This window comes from Microvirga ossetica (assembly GCF_002741015.1).
In the GTDB taxonomy this organism is placed as follows: Bacteria; Pseudomonadota; Alphaproteobacteria; order Rhizobiales; family Beijerinckiaceae; genus Microvirga; species Microvirga ossetica.
On the sequence record NZ_CP016617.1, the window covers coordinates 577,349 to 594,705 of the forward strand.

15 protein-coding genes and 1 pseudogene are annotated in these 17,357 nt (G+C 64.4%); 10 read left to right on the forward strand and 6 right to left on the reverse strand.

Features of this window, described 5'->3' with window-relative positions; genetic code table 11:
- Positions 1-120: 120 nt before the first annotated feature.
- Positions 121-1,476, reverse strand: a complete 1,356-nt coding sequence (locus BB934_RS30575; protein WP_099513665.1) for an 8-oxoguanine deaminase — start codon at positions 1,474-1,476, stop codon at positions 121-123.
- A 382-nt stretch (positions 1,477-1,858) separates the two neighbouring features.
- Here BB934_RS30575 and BB934_RS30580 point away from each other — a divergent pair, with 382 nt between their 5' ends.
- Entirely contained in the window at positions 1,859-2,122 is a 264-nt protein-coding gene (locus tag BB934_RS30580; RefSeq protein WP_099513666.1) for a hypothetical protein, read from the forward strand.
- Between the two features lie 87 nt (positions 2,123-2,209).
- Here the strand turns inward: BB934_RS30580 and BB934_RS30585 are convergent, their stop codons facing one another.
- A complete protein-coding gene (locus BB934_RS30585; RefSeq protein ID WP_099513667.1) occupies positions 2,210-4,120 on the reverse strand; it encodes a potassium transporter Kup in 1,911 nt (636 codons plus the stop codon).
- Positions 4,121-4,293: 173 nt separating this feature from the next.
- Here BB934_RS30585 and BB934_RS30590 point away from each other — a divergent pair, with 173 nt between their 5' ends.
- Complete coding sequence (locus BB934_RS30590) at positions 4,294-4,476, forward strand: hypothetical protein (protein WP_099513668.1); 183 nt, start codon at positions 4,294-4,296, stop codon at positions 4,474-4,476.
- Here BB934_RS30590 and BB934_RS30595 read toward each other — a convergent pair.
- The 3 genes from BB934_RS30595 to BB934_RS30605 are packed head-to-tail and all read right to left on the reverse strand — an operon-like array spanning position 4,473 to position 6,569.
- Positions 4,473-5,288 (reverse strand): DUF1194 domain-containing protein, encoded by an 816-nt coding sequence (locus tag BB934_RS30595; RefSeq protein ID WP_099513669.1) that lies wholly within the window; start codon positions 5,286-5,288, stop codon positions 4,473-4,475. The genes BB934_RS30590 and BB934_RS30595 overlap by 4 nt on opposite strands.
- A gap of 36 nt (positions 5,289-5,324) precedes the next feature.
- The gene (locus tag BB934_RS30600; RefSeq protein WP_099513670.1) at positions 5,325-6,317 is read right to left on the reverse strand and encodes a magnesium transporter CorA family protein; all 993 of its coding nucleotides are present in this window, start codon (positions 6,315-6,317) and stop codon (positions 5,325-5,327) included.
- A gap of 24 nt (positions 6,318-6,341) precedes the next feature.
- Positions 6,342-6,569: a hypothetical protein gene (locus BB934_RS30605; protein WP_099513671.1), complete on the reverse strand. Its 228-nt coding sequence runs from the start codon at positions 6,567-6,569 to the stop codon at positions 6,342-6,344.
- Positions 6,570-7,144: 575 nt separating this feature from the next.
- Between BB934_RS30605 and BB934_RS30610 the strand changes: the two genes are divergently transcribed.
- Together BB934_RS30610 and BB934_RS30615 are read left to right on the forward strand one after the other, a co-directional pair.
- The gene (locus tag BB934_RS30610; RefSeq protein ID WP_099513672.1) at positions 7,145-9,064 is read left to right on the forward strand and encodes an adenylate/guanylate cyclase domain-containing protein; all 1,920 of its coding nucleotides are present in this window, start codon (positions 7,145-7,147) and stop codon (positions 9,062-9,064) included.
- Between the two features lie 305 nt (positions 9,065-9,369).
- Positions 9,370-10,002, forward strand: a complete 633-nt coding sequence (locus BB934_RS30615; RefSeq protein ID WP_099513673.1) for a response regulator — start codon at positions 9,370-9,372, stop codon at positions 10,000-10,002.
- 208 nt (positions 10,003-10,210) lie between these two features.
- Here BB934_RS30615 and BB934_RS30620 read toward each other — a convergent pair whose 3' ends face one another.
- A complete protein-coding gene (locus BB934_RS30620; protein WP_237050497.1) occupies positions 10,211-11,047 on the reverse strand; it encodes a DUF1194 domain-containing protein in 837 nt (278 codons plus the stop codon).
- 1,299 nt (positions 11,048-12,346) lie between these two features.
- Here BB934_RS30620 and BB934_RS47550 point away from each other — a divergent pair.
- From BB934_RS47550 to BB934_RS30655, 6 genes and pseudogenes are all read left to right on the forward strand, one after another.
- Entirely contained in the window at positions 12,347-12,493 is a 147-nt protein-coding gene (locus BB934_RS47550) for a hypothetical protein (RefSeq protein WP_162299240.1), read from the forward strand.
- Between the two features lie 341 nt (positions 12,494-12,834).
- Positions 12,835-13,233: a helix-turn-helix transcriptional regulator gene (locus BB934_RS30630; RefSeq protein ID WP_099514278.1), complete on the forward strand. Its 399-nt coding sequence runs from the start codon at positions 12,835-12,837 to the stop codon at positions 13,231-13,233.
- A gap of 285 nt (positions 13,234-13,518) precedes the next feature.
- Entirely contained in the window at positions 13,519-15,270 is a 1,752-nt protein-coding gene (locus BB934_RS30635; RefSeq protein WP_099513675.1) for an adenylate/guanylate cyclase domain-containing protein, read from the forward strand.
- Between the two features lie 241 nt (positions 15,271-15,511).
- Positions 15,512-15,807 (forward strand): annotated as a pseudogene (locus BB934_RS30640) (hypothetical protein).
- Positions 15,808-15,889: 82 nt separating this feature from the next.
- A complete protein-coding gene (locus BB934_RS30645; RefSeq protein WP_099513676.1) occupies positions 15,890-16,396 on the forward strand; it encodes a hypothetical protein in 507 nt (168 codons plus the stop codon).
- A 277-nt stretch (positions 16,397-16,673) separates the two neighbouring features.
- Positions 16,674-17,324 (forward strand): hypothetical protein, encoded by a 651-nt coding sequence (locus BB934_RS30655; protein ID WP_099513678.1) that lies wholly within the window; start codon positions 16,674-16,676, stop codon positions 17,322-17,324.
- The last annotated feature ends 33 nt before the right edge of the window (positions 17,325-17,357 follow it).

Sequence of the window (17,357 nt, forward strand, 5' to 3'; positions counted from 1 at the left end):
CACGGGGCCGATCATAGCCGTATTTCCGCAAGAGCAGATTGAAGCGGACCTTTACAAGGCAACGCATAGAGACCGTCCCTGGCCCGCAGGCGACATTCCGCGGAGACGACAGAGCGGCAATCAGCTCCCGTGAACGAGCTGTCGAGACAACACGTTGTGACGTTCTACCAGCATCGGGAGCTCGAGCGGCAGAAGGTGACCATTCTTCACGATAATCTGGCCGTTGATCATGCTCCACGACACGCTTCCCAGGGCACAGAATATCAGCGCCGCAACCGGATCATGCAGAGCACCGGCCATACCGATTTGATCTATATCGAAGGCCACGATGTCCGCTGCCATCCCGGGCGCGAGCTGGCCGATGTCGTCTCGGTGGAGCACCTGCGCTCCTCCAAGCGTCGCCATCTCCAGCGCTTGCCTGGCCGTCATGGCGGCGGGACCGAACCCCACCCGCTGGAGCAGCATGGCCTGCCGTGCCTCGCCCAACAGATGGCCAGCGTCGTTTGAGGCCGATCCATCCACGCCCAACCCGACCGGGACCCCCTCGCACCGCATCTGCCGGACCGGAGCAATGCCAGATGCCAGACGCATATTCGAGCAGGGACAATGAGCGACCCCGGTGCCGGTTCTGGCAAAGAGCCTGATCCCCGGTTCATCAAGCTGGACGCAATGGGCGTGCCAGACATCCGGACCGATCCAGCCAAGGCTCTCGGCATATTCCGCCGGTGACTGACCGAACCGCTCGCGGCTGAAGGCGACATCGTTGACGTTCTCAGCCAGATGCGTGTGAAGGGACACTCCGTAGTGACGAGCCAAGCGAGCAGACTCTTCCATCAACCCTGTGGTGACGGAGAAGGGCGAGCATGGTGCCACCACGAGCCGCAGCATCGAGAAACGCTCCGGATCATGGTACGTCTCAATGAGGCGTTGCGTGTCAGCGAGGATTGCAGGCTCGCTCTCGACGCAACTGTCGGGCGGCAGCCCGCCAAGGCTCACTCCCAGGCTCATTGATCCCCGGCTGGCATGGAACCGCATCCCGATTGCCTGGGCTGCCTCAATAGCATCATCAAGGCGGCAGCCGTTGGGATAAATGTAGAGGTGGTCGCTAGTGGTCGTGCAGCCCGACAGGATCAGTTCGGCCATGGCTGTCTGCGTGGAAACCGCGATCATCTCCGGCGTCAGGCGCGCCCAGATGGGATAGAGCGCCTTGAGCCAGCCGAACAGCTCGGCATCCTGGGCCGCCGGAACGACCCGCGTCAGGCTCTGGTACATATGGTGGTGGGTATTGACGAGGCCGGGCAGGACGATCTGTCCCGCCGCGTCGATGACCTCGTCGGCAGATGATGGCAGTTCCTCCGTCGGGCCGACATGCACGATTCGGTTGCCGTCGCAGTAGACACCTCCGCCAGGGATCTCCCTCCGATCCTTGTCCATCGTGACCAGGATGGCGGCGTTTCTGATGAGCAGGGTTCCCATAGCAGCAATCTCGTCATTGCATCCTGATAGCGGAACTTGATCGACCCAGTCGGACAAATATCGACCGTCTTTGTCCAGTAAATCGATGTTGGCGGTTCCATATACGACCATTTGCAGAATTGAGCGAAAATCGAGGTCCGGTCACGTGAAGGGTCATGGATGCCGGCCCATGGCAGACGTAACCGTGTGCTGGGGCTGACCGAAGCCAAAGGTCGGCATGAGTGAAGTGAAGCGGACGTTGATGAGGTTCGCTCTACGTTACACATTGACCCTCAGCCGACCTTCAGCAGCCCATCTGGCGTCTCATTAACGGGGACTTTCCAGCCCCCACTCTCGTTATCAAGGGTGCCGCGGGCCCAGGCTCGCCTTCCGAGGGTGCGACGTGGCGATCAAGGATTTGCAGAACCTGATGTGGAACGGGGCACTGCTCTCCGGCGGATTGTCCGTCGTCGCTCGTGTGCATGCGTGGCAGGCCTGGAGGAGATTCAAAGCAGCTCTGGTAGATGCCCAGACCCGCGATACCGGTGAGAGGCTCTACCGGCGGGACTGGGATGTCAGGTACTGGCACGGGATCGGGTTATGGACGGCCGGGCTCTCGATCCTCTGCTCCATCCTGTGGCTCTTTTCCAGGCTGCTCTACTTCTGATCCGCCCCGCGCGATCGGACGGGCAGGCGCAAGACCTGAGTCTTGCATGGGGCTGCGCCCTGCGGACCTAGTTCGTTCCCTCGTCAGTCAGATCGTGATGCGTGAGCCGACCTCGACGGCACGATCCTCGGGGATGCAGAAGTGGTCCGACACGTCGCTGGCGGATCGCGCCATCGGGATGAAGAGGTAGTCCTGCCACAACGGCAAGCCGGACTGGGCCGACGCTTGCAGCGCCCGCCGCGACAGAAAGAACGAGACGTCGCTCAGGTCGAAGCCCGCCGCCCGCAGCGCCTTGGGCACGCTCGGGCTCTCCATGAAGCCGAACCGCACTGTCACCCGCGAGAACCGGTCCGAGAGCTTCTCGACCGTGACGCGGCCCTCGTCCGGAAGACGCGGCACCTCTTCGGTCACCACCGTCAGGATGACGTTCTGCTCATGCAGCACCTTGTTGTGCTTCATGTTGTGCAGCAGGGCGGCCGGCACATCCTGGGCGTTGCCCGTCAGAAACATGGCCGTGCCGGGCACCCGCGGTGCCGAGCTGGTCTCGCACATGCGGATGAACTCCGCCAGCGGCGGTCGGCCGCGGTGCGTGATCTCGGCCAGCAGGCGCGAGCCCTTGCGCCACACCCACATCAGGGTGAACAGCCCCGCACCGGTCATCAGCGGGAACCAGCCGCCCTGCGGGATCTTGAGCGCGTTCGCCCCCAGAAAGATCAGCTCGATGGCGAAGAACGGCGCGATCACCAGGGCCGTGACCAACGGGGACCAGCGCCAGAACTTCCACGCCACGACGAACAGCAGGCATGAGGTGATGACCATGTCGCCCGTCACGGCGATGCCATAGGCGGCGGCCAGGTTGCTCGACGTCCTGAAGAACACGACCAGCACGATGACCGCAAGAAGCAGGAGCCAGTTGATCATCGGGATGTAGATCTGGCCCTTCTCGGTCTCGGAGGTGCGCAGCACGCGGAAGCGCGGCAGCACGCCGAGCTGCATCGCCTGCTGCGAGATCGAGAACGCGCCGGTGATCACCGCCTGGCTGGCAATGATGGTAGCGATGGTGGCCAGGATCACCATCGGCAGCAGCGCCCAGGAGGGATAGAGCAGGAAGAACGGGTTCTCCAGCATCTCGGGGTGGGCCAGCAGCATGGCGCCCTGGCCAAGATAGTTGAGGGCCAGCGCCGGCAGGACGAAACCGAGCCAGGCGGTGCGGATCGGCGAGCGGCCGAAATGGCCGAGATCAGCATAGAGCGCCTCGGCCCCGGTCACGGACAGGAACACCGCGCCGAGCGCAAACAGACCCGCCGTGCCGTGGTTGATCAGGAAGCTGAGGCCATGGAGCGGGTTGATCGCGCCGATGATTGCAGGATCGTCCAGGATGTGCATCAGGCCACCGACACCCATGACGGCAAACCAAAAGGCGGTGATCGGCCCGAAGAACGTCGCCACGCTGGCTGTGCCAAGCCGCTGGACGGCAAACAGGGCAATCAGGATCACGAGGCTGAGCGGCACCACGTAGGGATCGAGGGCGGGCGTCACCAGCTTGAGGCCCTCCAGCGCCGAGAGCACCGAGATGGCCGGAGTGATGATGGCGTCGCCATAGAACAGCGAGGCTCCCACCATGCCAAGGATGATCGTGAACCCGGTGCTGTGCCCGAGGGCGCGTTGGGCCAAGGTCACGAGCGAGAGGGTTCCGCCCTCGCCGTTGTTGTCGGCCCGCAGGACCAGGACCACGTACTTGAGGGTCACGATGATGATCAGCGCCCACAGGATCAGGGAAACCACCCCGACCACCATCTCGCGCGTAAGGGCGGCGTGGCCCGCGTGGGCGGTTGCGGCCGCGAGGCTTTCCTTGAGGGCATATAGCGGGCTGGTGCCGATGTCACCGTACACCACACCGATGGAGCCGAGGGTCAGGGCCCAGAAGGAGGTCGGGGTCGCGTGTCCGTGTATGGCAGGGGCCACATCCACCCGTTCGCTGATCCCCGTCGTGGCCATGAACCCTCCCGGCGTTGAGAAAGGAGCGAGGCCCCTTCGGCACAACGTGGCGGCACAGGGAGGGTTTCAATCGCGCCCCGCGGAACGGCCACCCCGGGGCCGGAGCCGGCCGAGAGTGGCTTTCCGGCCGCCGTGATCCATCTCGTCCCAGGCTCGCCCCAGGGTGGCCGACCATGCTCAGCGGCATTCGGGTCCTGATCGTCGAGGATGAAGCCTTGGCTGCCGCCGCGCTTTCGGATGCGGTTGAGGATGCCGGGGGAGTGGTCGTGGGGATCGCCCGCACCGTGGGTGAGGCGCGGCAGATCATCAAGGAGACCATGATCAGGCTCCGGCGTGAGGCCGCCAACAGTTCCTAATTGCCGAACCGGTCTCTCCACCCGGCCTCGCCCGAGAGGCAGTTCGCCCGCCGGGCCACGTCACGGGCCACGTCACCTTGTGCCGGCCTGATCAGGGGTTCTCCAACCGTAGGCGTCGCGGACACCTCCAGCAGGATCTTGGCCTTGATCGCCAGTTGGAACTGCGACCGCTCACGGGCCGGCACCATGAAGGCGCCCGGACCGCCGATGACACAGTCACGGAAGTAGAGGTTGAGGTCCGGATCGTCGAGGGAACCCGGCTTCTTCAACATGATGGGCAGGCCGTTGATCGTGACCCCACTCGCAATTGCCTCGTCGCGGGCGTGCCTGACGGGGCGGCCCTGGTTGTTGGTGCCGTCGCCCGACACGTCGATCGCCTTGCGGGTGGCCTCCAGCCCGCTGCGATCAAACAGGTTCGCGGCTACGTCGATGGCGGCCGAGACCGACGTGCGCTGCGCCCGCCGCAAGGGAGATGAGGCGATCCTGTCGGCGAAGGCCATCAGGCTCTCGGAGTTGTCGAGGACCGTCCAGGGGATGATCACCTGCTGTTCGTAGGCTCCGGCCCATTCCATGTAGGTGACGCCGATCCGGCCCAGCATGCCATGGCGGATCGCGTCATGGACGAGCAGCGAGCGGAAGGCCTCGGCAAAGCCCTCCCGCGGCAACTCCTGCTCGTCCGTGTCCATCGAGTAGGAGATGTCCACCGCGATGACGAGAGCGAGATCGACCTCCGTCTGCGCCTGTGCCGGCATGGCTGGGATCAGGGCGGCCCAGACGAGGGCGGCCAGCAGCACACGCAAGGGGTGAAGCATGGCAACCCTCCTGGCGACCGGCCGGAGGGGCGAGGGCTAGAGCCAGCCCCTCCATTTGAACCAATGATAGGGCAGAACGGCCGAGATCACCATGAGCACCAGGGCGACGGCATAGCCGTAGTCCCACTGCAACTCCGGCATGTCCTGGAAGTTCATGCCGTAGATCGTGCCCACCAGGGTCGGCGGCAGGAACAGCACGGCGGCGATCGAGAACACCTTGATGATGCGGTTCTGATCGAGGTTGATCAGCCCAAGCGTCGCCTCGTGCAGGTACACGATCTCAGACGACAACTGCCCCTCGTAAGCGGAGAGTGAGCGCAGGTCGCGCTCGACCTGCTTCAGGCGCGCCGGGCTGCCGTTGGTCAGCCACTCCTCGGCGCCCTGGCGCAGGTAGGGCACCAGCCGTGACAGCGACAGCAGGCTCTCGCGCAGGATCGCCACGGTCATGTTCTTACGCCCGAGCCGCTTGATCAGCACCTGGAGCTCGTCCTCCACCCGCTTGACCTTCCGGCGCTTCGGATCGCGGTCCTCGATGAAGAGGCGGGTCGAGACCTCGTTCAGGTCGGCCGCCACCATCTCGAGCACGTCGGCGGCGCGCTCGACGATGCTCTCCAGCAGCGAGGCCAGCAGGCTGTCGCTGGTGCTGTGGGCTTCCGGCTGCCGCTGGCTCTTGGCCATGAACGTGCGGAAGGGCACCGGGTCGGCGTAGCGCACCGAGACCAGGTGGGTTGGGGTCAGCACGAAGGTGACCTGGGTGCGGGAGGGCCGGCCCTCGGCCACGCCGTTGATGATCACGGCCGTCATGACGAGGGCGCCGTGCTCCTGGTACAGACGAGCCGACTCCTCGATCTCGGCCATCTCCTGCCGGGTCGGCACCTGGAGCCCGAGCAGCGCCTCGACGGCCTTCTCCTCCTCGTGTGTGGGATCGAGGAGGTCGATCCACAGCACGTCAGAAGGCGTAGGGAGCGTAGTGCCATCCTGCGCCAAGCGCACGAGACGGCCCTGGCGCAGGCCATGGAAGTTCATCATCGGGGAGTCCTCAGGCGGAAACGATCAGCCGCGCGTGGGCTTCGCCGGCAGGGTGACGTGATGGGCAAGGTTGTCCGGCGGCGACGCTGCACTTTCAGAGTCGAAGGCGACGGCGGCAATGTGCAGGCCGATGATCGGCACGAACACAAGGCCAAGCAGCAGGGCAACCATCAGCAGGATGCTGCGGTCGTCCGCGGAAGCAGGCTCGGGGCGCTCATGGGCGCGGAGCGGGATCAGGTTCAGGAGGGTCATGGCTCACCTCGGTTCCGACCGGCCGTCGCAGGCCGGTCGCGGGCGAGCCGATCAAGCGATCAGGCGTGCGCGCGGGCCGGCAACGGCGTGGTCAATCGACTGGGACTGTCGCTTGGCATGGGGTTCAGGGTTCCTGTGGGTCCGCGGTCTGCCGAAGCAAGCCGCGAATGACAAGCCAGATGCGCCTGTTGCGGTTCCCGGTCAAGCCGAAATCGCCACCACTCACAGCGCGAACCGGGATGATCAATCCGCATGCCAATTGGGGGCGCGGCTCAGCACGTCAGGAACGGGCACATCTGCGAAGTAGACTGGATGTCCGCTTCGGCAGGGAACAACAGGCACTCCTAAAGCGACCGCAATTTCCTTGCGTGACCCGCTGCTGACCTTCAGGACAGTCTATCCTTGATCGTCCGGCAACCGGACGCCGCAGGGATCAGACGGGCATTCGGTAGCAAAAACCACCAAACAAAATCCAGTCCGCTGGATGTTCGTCGGTGCCATTCCTGGGGCGGGGCAAGCAAGGCATCGGGTCTTGTGCTATCCTTGGGCCAAGGGTTTCCGCTGGAGGCCGTCCGATGACGAGCACCCGGACCGAGCGACGGCTGGCCGCGATCCTGGCGGCCGACGTGGTGGGCTATTCGCGCCTCGTCGAGCAGAACGAGGAAGGCACGCTGGCGGCCCTGAGGGACATCCGCAGCAGCGTGATCGACCCGCTGCTGGCCGAGCATCGCGGCCGGATCGTCAAGCTGATGGGCGATGGGGCACTGGCAGAGTTCGGCTCCGTGGTCGATGCGGTCTCCTGCGCCCTCGCCGTTCAGGCCGGGACCGCAGCCCGCCAGGCGCAGGTGGCGCCAGAGCGTCGGATCGTGTTCCGGATCGGCATCAACCTCGGCGACGTGGTGGTCGAGGGCGAGGACCTGCTCGGGGACGGCGTGAACATCGCCGCACGGCTGGAGCAACTCTGCGAACCCGGCGGGGTGATGATCTCGGGAACCGCCTATGACCACCTCAAGGGCAAGCTCAACCTGCCCCTCGACTATGCGGGGGAGCTGCGCGTCAAGAACATCTCGCAACCCGTGCGTACCTACGCCGTCAGGACTGCGGGTGGTCAACGAGGCCGGTTGTGGCGCATCCGGCTCTTCCGGCGTTGGCGGCCCCTAGCTGCTGCTCTCGCTACGGTATTGCTCATGGCAGGTTTTGGCATCTGGTGGTTCCGGCCGATCGAGACCGCCACCGGCAAGCCCTCGATTGCCGTGCTGCCGTTCGACAATCTCGGCGGCGACGATGCGACAGGCCGTCTGGCGGCTGGAGTGACCGAGGACATCATCACGGATCTGTCCCGCTACCGAGACCTGGACGTCATGGCGCGCAACGCCACCGCGGCCTACGCCGGCAAGGCGGTCGACATCCAGGCGGTCGGCAAGGCGTTGAAGGTCCGCTACGTGCTGGAAGGCTCGATCCAGCGGCGCGGCGAACAGGTTCGCGTGACGGCGCAGTTGATCGAAGCCGATCGCGGCACACATCTGTGGTCCGAACGCTGGGACAGACCCGCCACGGACGTCTTCGCGGTGCAGTCCGAGGTCGCCGAGCAGGTGGCCACTCGGCTGGCGGCCTCCAGCGGGGCGATTCCCGAAGCCGAACGAGCGGCAAGCCAGCGCGCGCGACCGGAGGATCTGAAGGCCTACGACCTCTACAGGTTGGGTCAGGAAGCGATGGGACGCTTCACCAAGGAGAGTACCGAGGAGGCTCTCCACTGGTTCAAGCAAGCGGTGGACAAGGATCCGAAACTCGCCCGCGCCTGGGTCGCACTGGCCGCCGCCCACGACGCGACGATGCATTATGGCGCGGATGCCGACACCGCGCGGGCGGCCGCGATGCCGGCGATCCGGCGTGGCCTCGAACTCGATCCCCAGGATGCTGCCGCCCATGCAACGTTTGGCCATATCCTCGGGATGGCCGGCGACCTGCCCCGGGCAGAAGCCGAGTTCGAGACGGCGCTGCGGCTGAACCCGAGCGATGCGGGCATCCTGACGAAATACGCCGCGTGGTCAAGCACCTTCGGGGAACCCGAGCGCGGTGCACAGGCGGCGGACCGGGCCATTCGCCTCGACCCGAACTATTCGATCTCGGCCGCGGGCTACTTCAGGCTGACCTACTTGATGGCCGGCCGATACGAGGATGCATTGCGTTTTGTGAAACGCGAGGATCCTCAGACCCGCACGCGAGGCGGCTGGGTGCAGGGGGCCGTGATCTATGCCGCGCTCGGCCGGACGGAGGAAGCGCGAGCGGCGGTAGCCGATGCGCTCAAGCGCCACCCCAACCTCACGATCGAGGGGTTTGCCCTGAACAGTCCGGGATACAGCGACATCGAGCGCCAGAAATTGGCCGACGGGATGCGGGCAGCCGGCTTCCCGCTTTGCGCCAAACCGGAGCAGTTGCAAGGCATGACCGCGCCGATCCGCTTGCCGGAATGCCAGACGGTTTCTCCACGGTAGCGACGCCAACAGACCTGGATTGCCCTTGGGGTGACCGCCACCGATCGGAAGGGTCAGCGGGCGTCGGCATTTGGCATGCCTGTGCCGGCTGTGACCGACCGCAGCAAAAAGGGCAGAGATCTCTTCAGCCCAGGCACTTGCGTGGTGCTTGGTGGTCTTTGCTACCGAATGCCGGATCGGACAGGGGCCGGGCCAGTCTCCCTGTCTCGCAGGACAGCTCAGGTATTGCCGAAGGCGATTTCGGGGTTTCCCCTAGATCCGACGCTTGGCGGTTTCGGCTAGACTTGACGGCCTGAGGCAAGGGCATGACGCGCATCCTGATCGCCGACGACTATGACGTGGTCCGCACCGGGCTGCGCGCCATCCTGAGCGGTCAATCCGGATGGGTGGTCGTCGCCGAGGCCGAGGACGGTCGGCAGGCAGTCGACCTCGCCCTCGAGACGCAGCCCGACGTCGCCATCCTCGACTACCAGCTTCCCCTCATGAACGGCGTCGACGCGACCCGCGAGATCCGCGCCTTCCAGCCGCAGACCGAGGTGTTGATCTTCACCATGCAGGAGAGCGAGCCCCTGCTGCGCGAGCTGCTCGAGGCTGGGGCACGCGGCTATCTGCTCAGGTCCGATGCCAGGCAGTTCCTGATCGCCGCCGTGGCGGCGCTGGCGCAGCACAAGCCATTCTTCACCGGTGGCGTCTCGGAGACCCTGCTGACGGCATATCTGTCCAGGGGGCCTGCCGGTGACGGCGCGCTGACGGCGCGGGAACGCAGCGTCGTCCAGCTCATCGCGGAGGGCCACAGCAACAGGGCGGCGGCCCAGATCCTGGGCGTCAGCCAAAAGACCGTGGAGGGCCACCGCGCCGCGGCCATGCGCAAGGCCAAGGTGAATTCGACGGCGCACCTCGTGCGCTATGCAGTCCGCACCAGGCTCGTCGAGCCCTAATGCGGCCGGCATGCCGATCCTGATCATGTCCGGCATTTGGCAGCAAATGCCACCAACTATCAGGCAAGTAGCTAACCAATGTGGGTTTTCGCCTCATCCTCTTTCGAGAATCCATGTACGACGTGAGGCTGGAAGCACGTGATGGCGCCCGATGGCTCAGGCGGCCCGCGGTGTTGCCGCACGCCACGTCAAGGAAACTCCTGGTCAGTCACCTGGCTGGCGGCTGGTGTCTCCGCAGTTCGCCAGCCAGACAGTTCGTCGAGGTGTCGGTCTGGGCATGTTGGACGAGCGAGCGAGGGGGTGATTGATCCGTGATTTCCCGGACGAGCTTGGCCTTGATGGCCCCGATGAAGTGCGCCTTCTCCCTTACCGGAACCAGAAAGGCTCCCGGACCGCCGATGACACAATCGCGGAAGTAGAGGTCGAGATCCTCGATGTCCCAGGGCCCATCGGGCCACTTCAGCATGATCGGCAGGCCGTTGATGGTGATGCCACGAGCCAGAGCCTCGTCGCGGGCCAGGGTCACGGTTCGACCCGAGTCGTTGGCTCCGTCACCCGAGACATCGATGACCTGCCGATCCGCTTGCAGGCCGCTCTGACGGAGTTGCCGGACGCCGAAGTCGATGCCCCCTGAAATGGACGTGTAGTTCATGCTGTGGAGTGGACCCCGCAAAAGCCGCTCGGCAAAGGCCAGGCCATCGGCTGGCAGCTCGATGACGGTCCAGGGGACGATGATTGCCTGATCGAACGCTCCGGACCACTCGACGTAAACCACGGCGATGCGCCCCAGCACGCCCCGGCGGATCGCCTGATGGACCTCGGGGGACTGGAACGCCTCGACGAAGCCGTGTCGCTGGAGCTCCTGCTCATCCGGCTCCATGGAGAAGGAGACATCGACGGCCAGCACCAGCGCGAGATCGACCCGGGTTTCGGCAGGAGTCGCCTCTCGGTTCAAAAGCAACGTCCCCCCTGCCAACATCAGTATTGTCATGAGGCGCGGTATGCTCAGCATCGCAAGCTCCCGTTCCGTCAGCGCTTCGTCCATGTCGATTTCGTACGGACTGAACTTGAGCAGCGGACTGACGAGACAATCCCAACTTCCATGTCGATGTCCGAAATGAGTGTGACCGGGCGATATTCGACAGATGTCTGCCTGCCGTAAGTCTCCTGATTGAGCGGTGGAGTCGCCTCTTGTCTGGTGGCCTTTGCTGCCGAATGCCGATCATTTCCACGTACGCCGGGGGCGCAGGCCCCGCACCTCCCCCTCGGCTGACCAAGCCGGTTCGGCAGAATGAGCTGGCCGCCAGCCTGGCAAACCTTGGACGGGCATCCAACAGTTGACGGCCAGCAGGATCATGCGGCCTTCGTGTTGACCCGTGCCTCGGCCAGGCGGGGAGAGGCTGGGAAAACGTGCTCATCCCGGCCTCTCCCTCGCCACGAAAATCTCCCTCAAGTCGACTAGGATTTGCCTGCCTGGAGGTACAACCATCCCGAATGGTGGCCCGTAGTCCAGGCGGGAGAGGCCGGAAACGGCACCGTTTCCGGCCTCTCCTCTTACTCAATCCGAGCCATAGCATTCGCGAGTATTCGCGTGCTGGCTGAAGCCCGCTGCGGCGCGGTTTTTACTGTATAGTCAGGGCGGTGTTCCGTAAGCCGCCGGGACGACTTCCCGAAAGCTTCAAATCGCGTTCCATACTGAGGGTTATGCGAATTACGCAGCGCGACGGGAACAGGATCTCCGGTCGGGAGTAGAACAAGACTGGTCGCGTTATCCCGACGCTCTGACGAGCGCCGCCTGCCCATCATGAGGGAGAGCGGCCTATGTCTCTCAAGCTTGAGCTTCTTGCAGCGATCTGTCTGATCAGTCTCGAGCCACCCACCGAAGCCCACGACATTTACTCGCCCTTAAAGGACCGATGGGGAAACAGTTGCTGCAACGACCAGGATTGTCGCCCTGTCCCGTATCGGGTGACGCCGGCCGGGGTTCAAATGCTCGTGAATGGCATTTGGATCGCCGTGCCGGACCACGCGATCCAGTATCGGGCGCTGCCCGGGGATAGAGGTGAAACAGCCGGCGGGCATTGGTGCGGAGAAATCCGCTTATTGCAGGATGAGACAGTGAGATATTCAACTCACTGCGCAGTCCTACCGCCGAACGGAGCGGCTCTCTTTGGACCGCCCTCTGCTCTTCGTGAAGGTCGCATCCAGCCTGTTCCCTAATCGACGTTATGCGACTTGCGCAGGCGGTGCGCGCTGTGAGGCGTGACCTTTCGGCAGCCAGACCTGGTCTGCGGAAATTCCAAGTTGCGCCTTGTGGTCCGGATCGGGGGTAAGCATGGACACGGTGGCGAGATGGGTTTGTGAGCTGCTCGGCTTGTCAGGCTGCACCGTGTGGTCCCCGGCCGATGTGGCCTTGTTCGCCTGGGCGACCACAATGGCCGGGCTGATCATCGCGGTACTGCTCGTCGGCTTTGTGCTCGGGCGGCACTGACGTTCGCCCAAGTGCCATGTTCTCTGTTTCAGAACAGGGAATTATCGGACATTCGCAGCCCTAAAACGCCAGAAGCCCCGGATCGCTCCAGGGCCTCGGCTGTGGGCGGTACCTTGCACCCGGCTTGCACCAGGGCCAGATCCCTCTCTCCACGCAGGCCTTCATCATGTGCCGCCTTGAGCCGGCATCAACTTGCAGCATCGCGACGATGGCCAAGGTGCCCCACAGCCGCGCGCGGCCGATTTTTACGCCCGGGGTGAGCCACGGGTCCCAAACGGTCACAAGGCTGTCCCAAGCGATCAAGCACGGCGCTCCGGCCGCGCTAGACTGCTGTGATGGAAATGCCGTCCCCCCGCAAGGCAGACCTGCCCCGATCGCGTCATGGCCGACGACCGCTCACCGAGGAGGTGCAGCGCTCGCTTCGGGTCAAGCTCATCCGGGATACTTGTACGTCTGACATGGTCGCCAGCCTCTACGCGGTGTCTCGCCGGACCTTGTACCGACACCTGAAAGCCGAAGGCGGCACGTTTCGGCAGGTGGCCAACGAGGTCCGCTGCGAGATTGCCTGCACGCTACTCGCCGAGACGGACCTGACGCTCAGCCAGATCGCTGAGATCCTGAACTACTCCGAGATCAGCGCCTTCAGCCGCGCCTTCCGGCGCTGGGCGGGTCAGCCCCCGTCGGTCTGGCGCAGCAGTCATCGCGCGTGGGCTGGACGGTCACGGCGCCGCCGACCTTGAGCCTGGCTTCGTCGAGGAGGTCGTCCAGCCCTCAATCGGGCCTTCTGCGAAATTTCGCTCATGTGCCCGGAACGTCTTCAAATGGCACATCTGCGAAATAGACTGAACGTCGGCATAAGGCGGGCGCACCGGACATTCATGAAAGGTCGGCAGTTTCCTTGTCTGACCCACACCGGACCATAATTTCTCAGAGGCGTGCTTCGCTAGGATTGGATCGCGCTTCCCGATCTGGACCGCTCTCGCGCTTGGGCGCAGAATAGAGGCGGATCATGCGCCGGGGCTCCCATGGACGCGCAGGAGCATAAGACCGAGAGACGATTGGCGGCGATCCTCGCCGCCGACGTGGCAGGCTACTCGCGCCTCATGGGGCGCGACGAGGCCGGAACCTTGCGAGCGCTCACCGCCCATCGCGAGATCCTGGACCGCCACATCGTACGGTTCGGCGGGCGCATCGCCAACACCGCCGGCGACAGCGTGCTGGCCGAGTTCCCGAGCGCCGTCGATGCCGTCCAATGCGCCGTCGAGGCCCAGGAGGTTCTGGTGTCCATGGATCGCGACATTCCGGCAGAGGCGCGCCTGCTCTTCCGCATCGGGGTGCACGTTGGCGACGTGATGGTCCATGGCGACGACCTGCTGGGAGACAGCGTCAACATCGCGGCGCGGCTGGAGGGCGTCGCCGATCCAGGTGGCGTGTGCCTCTCGGACGCAGCTCTCGGCCATGTCCGCAAGGTCCTGCCGCTGACCTACGTCAATCTCGGATCCCAGACCTTCAAGAACATCGAGGGGCCAATCCATACCTACAGGGTTTCGATCGGATCTGGCTCGAGGCACCATGCCATGGCGGAGAGGCTGGACCCAGCATCGGCGCACCGCAGGCCAACCGTTGCCGTCCTGCCCTTCGCCAATCTCGGAGGAACGCCGGACCAGCAATACTTCAGCGAAGGGATCACCGAGGACCTGATCACCGACCTCATGCACTTCAGGGAGCTGGCCGTGCGGGCCATCAGCCTGCCGGGCAAGCTGCGGGAGCACGACCGCGATGCCCGCCCGTTCGAACCGGACGTCCAATACCTCGTCCAGGGAAGCATCCGACGGTTGGATGATCGGGTCCGCATCACCGTGCAACTGATCGAGACCGCCACGGGAGACCATGTCTGGTCCGAGCGGTACGACCGGGAGCAGGCAAGCCTCTTTGCAGTGCAGGACGAGATCGTCCGCACGATCGTGGCAACGCTCGTGGGGCGGCTTCAGGCCACCGGAGTCCGGCAGGCGCGACGCAAGCCGCCGGCGACCTTGGCAGCGTACGAGTGCGTGCTGCGCGGCCGCTCACTCCCGATCGGTAACACCGAGACCGAGGCGGAGGCGCGGCGCTGGTACGAGCGGGCCCTCGAGCTTGACCCTGACTACGCCCAGGCCTCTGCGCTGTTGTCCTACATGCTGACACTTGAATGGTTCCGAGACACGAGCGGCTCGGACGCCATGCTGGACCACGCGCTGGAGCTGGCCCACAAGGCCGTCGCCCTCGATGCCGAGGATCCGCTGTGCCATGACATGCTCGGCTGGGTTCACCTCCAGCGCAAGGACTTCGATCTGGCCGAGCAGCACAAGCTGCGGGCGCTGGAGTTGAACCCGGCTGACCCGGAGCAGGTCGCCTGCATGGGCATTCTGTTCCTGTATCTCGGTCGGGCGAATGAGGGCATCGCATGGATGGAGCGGGCTCGGCAGCTCGATCCGTACTTTGACCCAAGCTGGCGCTGGAGAATGACAGGGGTCGCGCACTTCGTGGCAGGCCGTTACGACGAGGCCATTGTCGCTTTCGGGCGCTCGCCGTCGCAGCCGGACTGGGTCCAGGCCTACTTGGCGGCCTGCTACGCCCATACGGGGCGAATGGATACCGCCCGCGATGCCGCCGCTGGGCTCCAGGCCTCACATCCCGGCTTCTCGGCGGCCCGGTTCATAGCCAAGGAGCCGTTCAGGCGCACTGAGGATACGGAGCGCTTGGCCGATGGTATGCGACTGGCTGTGTTGCCCAGGTAAGCATGAGAATTCATGTCGTGGACCTGGAATGTCTTCAATTGGCACTTCTCGGAAGTAGCGTCATGGTCAGGTCGTGCGGGTAAAGCGGACGTTCCCTTAGGGCAAAGGATGTCCTCGCCGGCCGGACACCCTGCTGTGGAACAGCATCGACTCTCGGTGCCATTCCACACTCTTGACACGCAGATGCGCTGGCTAGACATTGGCCCAATGGCCCAGCTCGGCTCTCATCCAGGGCACTGCTATGACGATCGACATTGACCAGCTGACCGAGGCCGAACTTATCGATCTCAACCACCGCATCGTCGAGCGCTTGCGCTTTCTCGACCAGATGCGCGCTCATGTGGAGATGCTGGAGTTCAAGATCGGGGACCGGGTCAGCTTGAGGGCATGCTGACGCGCTATAACAAGAAGATCGTGTCGGTGATCACCGACACTGGGCAGAGGTGGAACGTCTCGCCTGCCGTCCTCAGCAGGGTCAAGCCGGCCAAGGGCACCAACACGGCCGGATCCAACGTGGTCCCACTGAGCAAGCGTTGACCCGGCTCGGGTGTGTGCGGATTGACAGCGGTGATGGCATGGGATCACCATTCCTGGTGGGGGCTCCGTGAGGATCGCTGCCATGGATCATTTCGTCCCTATCCTGAACTGGAAGCTGAAGCAGCGCTCACACACCTTCCGCGGCCAGGACGGCGGCACCTGCATCAACGAGGCGGCCATCGTGGCAGCGGGCTTCCCGTACCAGCCCGTGCGCGCGGTCGTGGACATGCCGGCGTGCTTCTCACGGCCGATCTGCCGCTTGGCGATGCAGTTGAATGACGAGGCCTCCGATGAGGAGCAGCAGCACCTACTGCCGTTTGTGACCCGCCTGGCCTGCGCCGACACGTCGATGGTGGAGCGCGAGCGGGAAGCCTACATCGCCGCGCGCATGCGCTGGCGCCTCCCGTTCAGGGACGGCCTCACGGTACTGGAGGGTGCACTGGCCATTGGACGACAGGCTGACGCGCTGTCGGCAGAGGAGGCGCAGACCCGGATGGAGGGTGTTCAACAGAATGCGCCCGGTCCCACGTCTGAAACCGACCACGCTCTGTTCGCGAAGGTCCAAGGATGGTTCATCGGTTTATTTTAGAGTCGAGGCTGGCGAAGCGTAGGATCGGAGGCCGAAGCCGCCTAGGCTCCCATCCATCGCGTTCCGGCATCAGACCTCTGCCTCGAGGCGCAGCACTCTCCCCAAGGCCTGGTAAAACTGAGCGCCCGCTCGGCGCCACTTCTCGAGATCGACGGGACCAATTCCAGCACTGCAAAACGTTGTGGCCGTCGTGCAACGCTGGACCCGAGAATGCTCAGGTCCGGTTGACTGAGTTCCCGTGGAAGGTAGGTTGTCCGCCCCTTCGCCGACAACCGCCATGAGATTCTCAACCTCCATCATCCAGCGGGCCGCGATCCCCGTTCTCGCCTTCCTTGCCCTGACGGCCGGGACGCAGGCGCAAACCCTGAACGGCATCAGCATCGGGGAGGAGATCGCGGCTGCCTCGAGGATTGCCGGGAAACCAACAGCCAAAGTTGCCGCCGGGCCGCACGAGGCGGTCACGTGGAGGCTGCCGGACGGGAACAAGCTTGCGCTCGCCACGCATCCCGGCAACGGGCGGATCGCCTATGCCGAGGAGACCTGGGGCGGGCGCCCCGATGGCAGGCCTGCCGACTTCCCGGGGTTCAAGTACGGCGAGACCACCCTGGCAGACATTCGCAAGCATGCAGAGAGCAATGGCTTCGCCTTCGTCGAGCGCCTCCTCGATGAAAGGCCCGACGGGCTGCGCCTGTTCAATTCCTACGAGGTTGAAGGGCGTCCCGGCCTTGTCGTGACCTTCGTTACCAAGATGTCCAAGACCGATGCGCAACGGCTCAAAAGCAAGCAGGACGGTGTCGACATCAACCGGTCGGCCAGGCTGGATTCGATCATCCTGGGCGATGCCGGCTACCTGGAATCGATCTGGGGCCAGGCCAAGCTGAAGGGAAAGAAGTACAAGCCGATCAGGTGGGCGTCGATCCGCCCATAGGATTTATCGGCATGCTGTAAGTACACTTGGCGG

Excerpts from the sequence above, each read along its gene's own strand:
- BB934_RS30575 (WP_099513665.1), bottom strand. The coding sequence starts at position 1,476 with ATGGGAACCCTGCTCATCAGAAACGCCGCCATCCTGGTCACGATGGAC.
- BB934_RS30585 (WP_099513667.1), bottom strand. The coding sequence starts at position 4,120 with ATGGCCACGACGGGGATCAGCGAACGGGTGGATGTGGCCCCTGCCATA.
- BB934_RS30590 (WP_099513668.1), top strand. The coding sequence starts at position 4,294 with ATGCTCAGCGGCATTCGGGTCCTGATCGTCGAGGATGAAGCCTTGGCT.
- BB934_RS30595 (WP_099513669.1), bottom strand. The coding sequence starts at position 5,288 with ATGCTTCACCCCTTGCGTGTGCTGCTGGCCGCCCTCGTCTGGGCCGCC.
- BB934_RS30600 (WP_099513670.1), bottom strand. The coding sequence starts at position 6,317 with ATGATGAACTTCCATGGCCTGCGCCAGGGCCGTCTCGTGCGCTTGGCG.
- BB934_RS30605 (WP_099513671.1), bottom strand. The coding sequence starts at position 6,569 with ATGACCCTCCTGAACCTGATCCCGCTCCGCGCCCATGAGCGCCCCGAG.
- BB934_RS30610 (WP_099513672.1), top strand. The coding sequence starts at position 7,145 with ATGACGAGCACCCGGACCGAGCGACGGCTGGCCGCGATCCTGGCGGCC.
- BB934_RS30615 (WP_099513673.1), top strand. The coding sequence starts at position 9,370 with ATGACGCGCATCCTGATCGCCGACGACTATGACGTGGTCCGCACCGGG.
- BB934_RS30620 (WP_237050497.1), bottom strand. The coding sequence starts at position 11,047 with ATGGACGAAGCGCTGACGGAACGGGAGCTTGCGATGCTGAGCATACCG.
- BB934_RS30630 (WP_099514278.1), top strand. The coding sequence starts at position 12,835 with ATGCCGTCCCCCCGCAAGGCAGACCTGCCCCGATCGCGTCATGGCCGA.
- BB934_RS30635 (WP_099513675.1), top strand. The coding sequence starts at position 13,519 with ATGGACGCGCAGGAGCATAAGACCGAGAGACGATTGGCGGCGATCCTC.
- BB934_RS30645 (WP_099513676.1), top strand. The coding sequence starts at position 15,890 with ATGGATCATTTCGTCCCTATCCTGAACTGGAAGCTGAAGCAGCGCTCA.
- BB934_RS30655 (WP_099513678.1), top strand. The coding sequence starts at position 16,674 with ATGAGATTCTCAACCTCCATCATCCAGCGGGCCGCGATCCCCGTTCTC.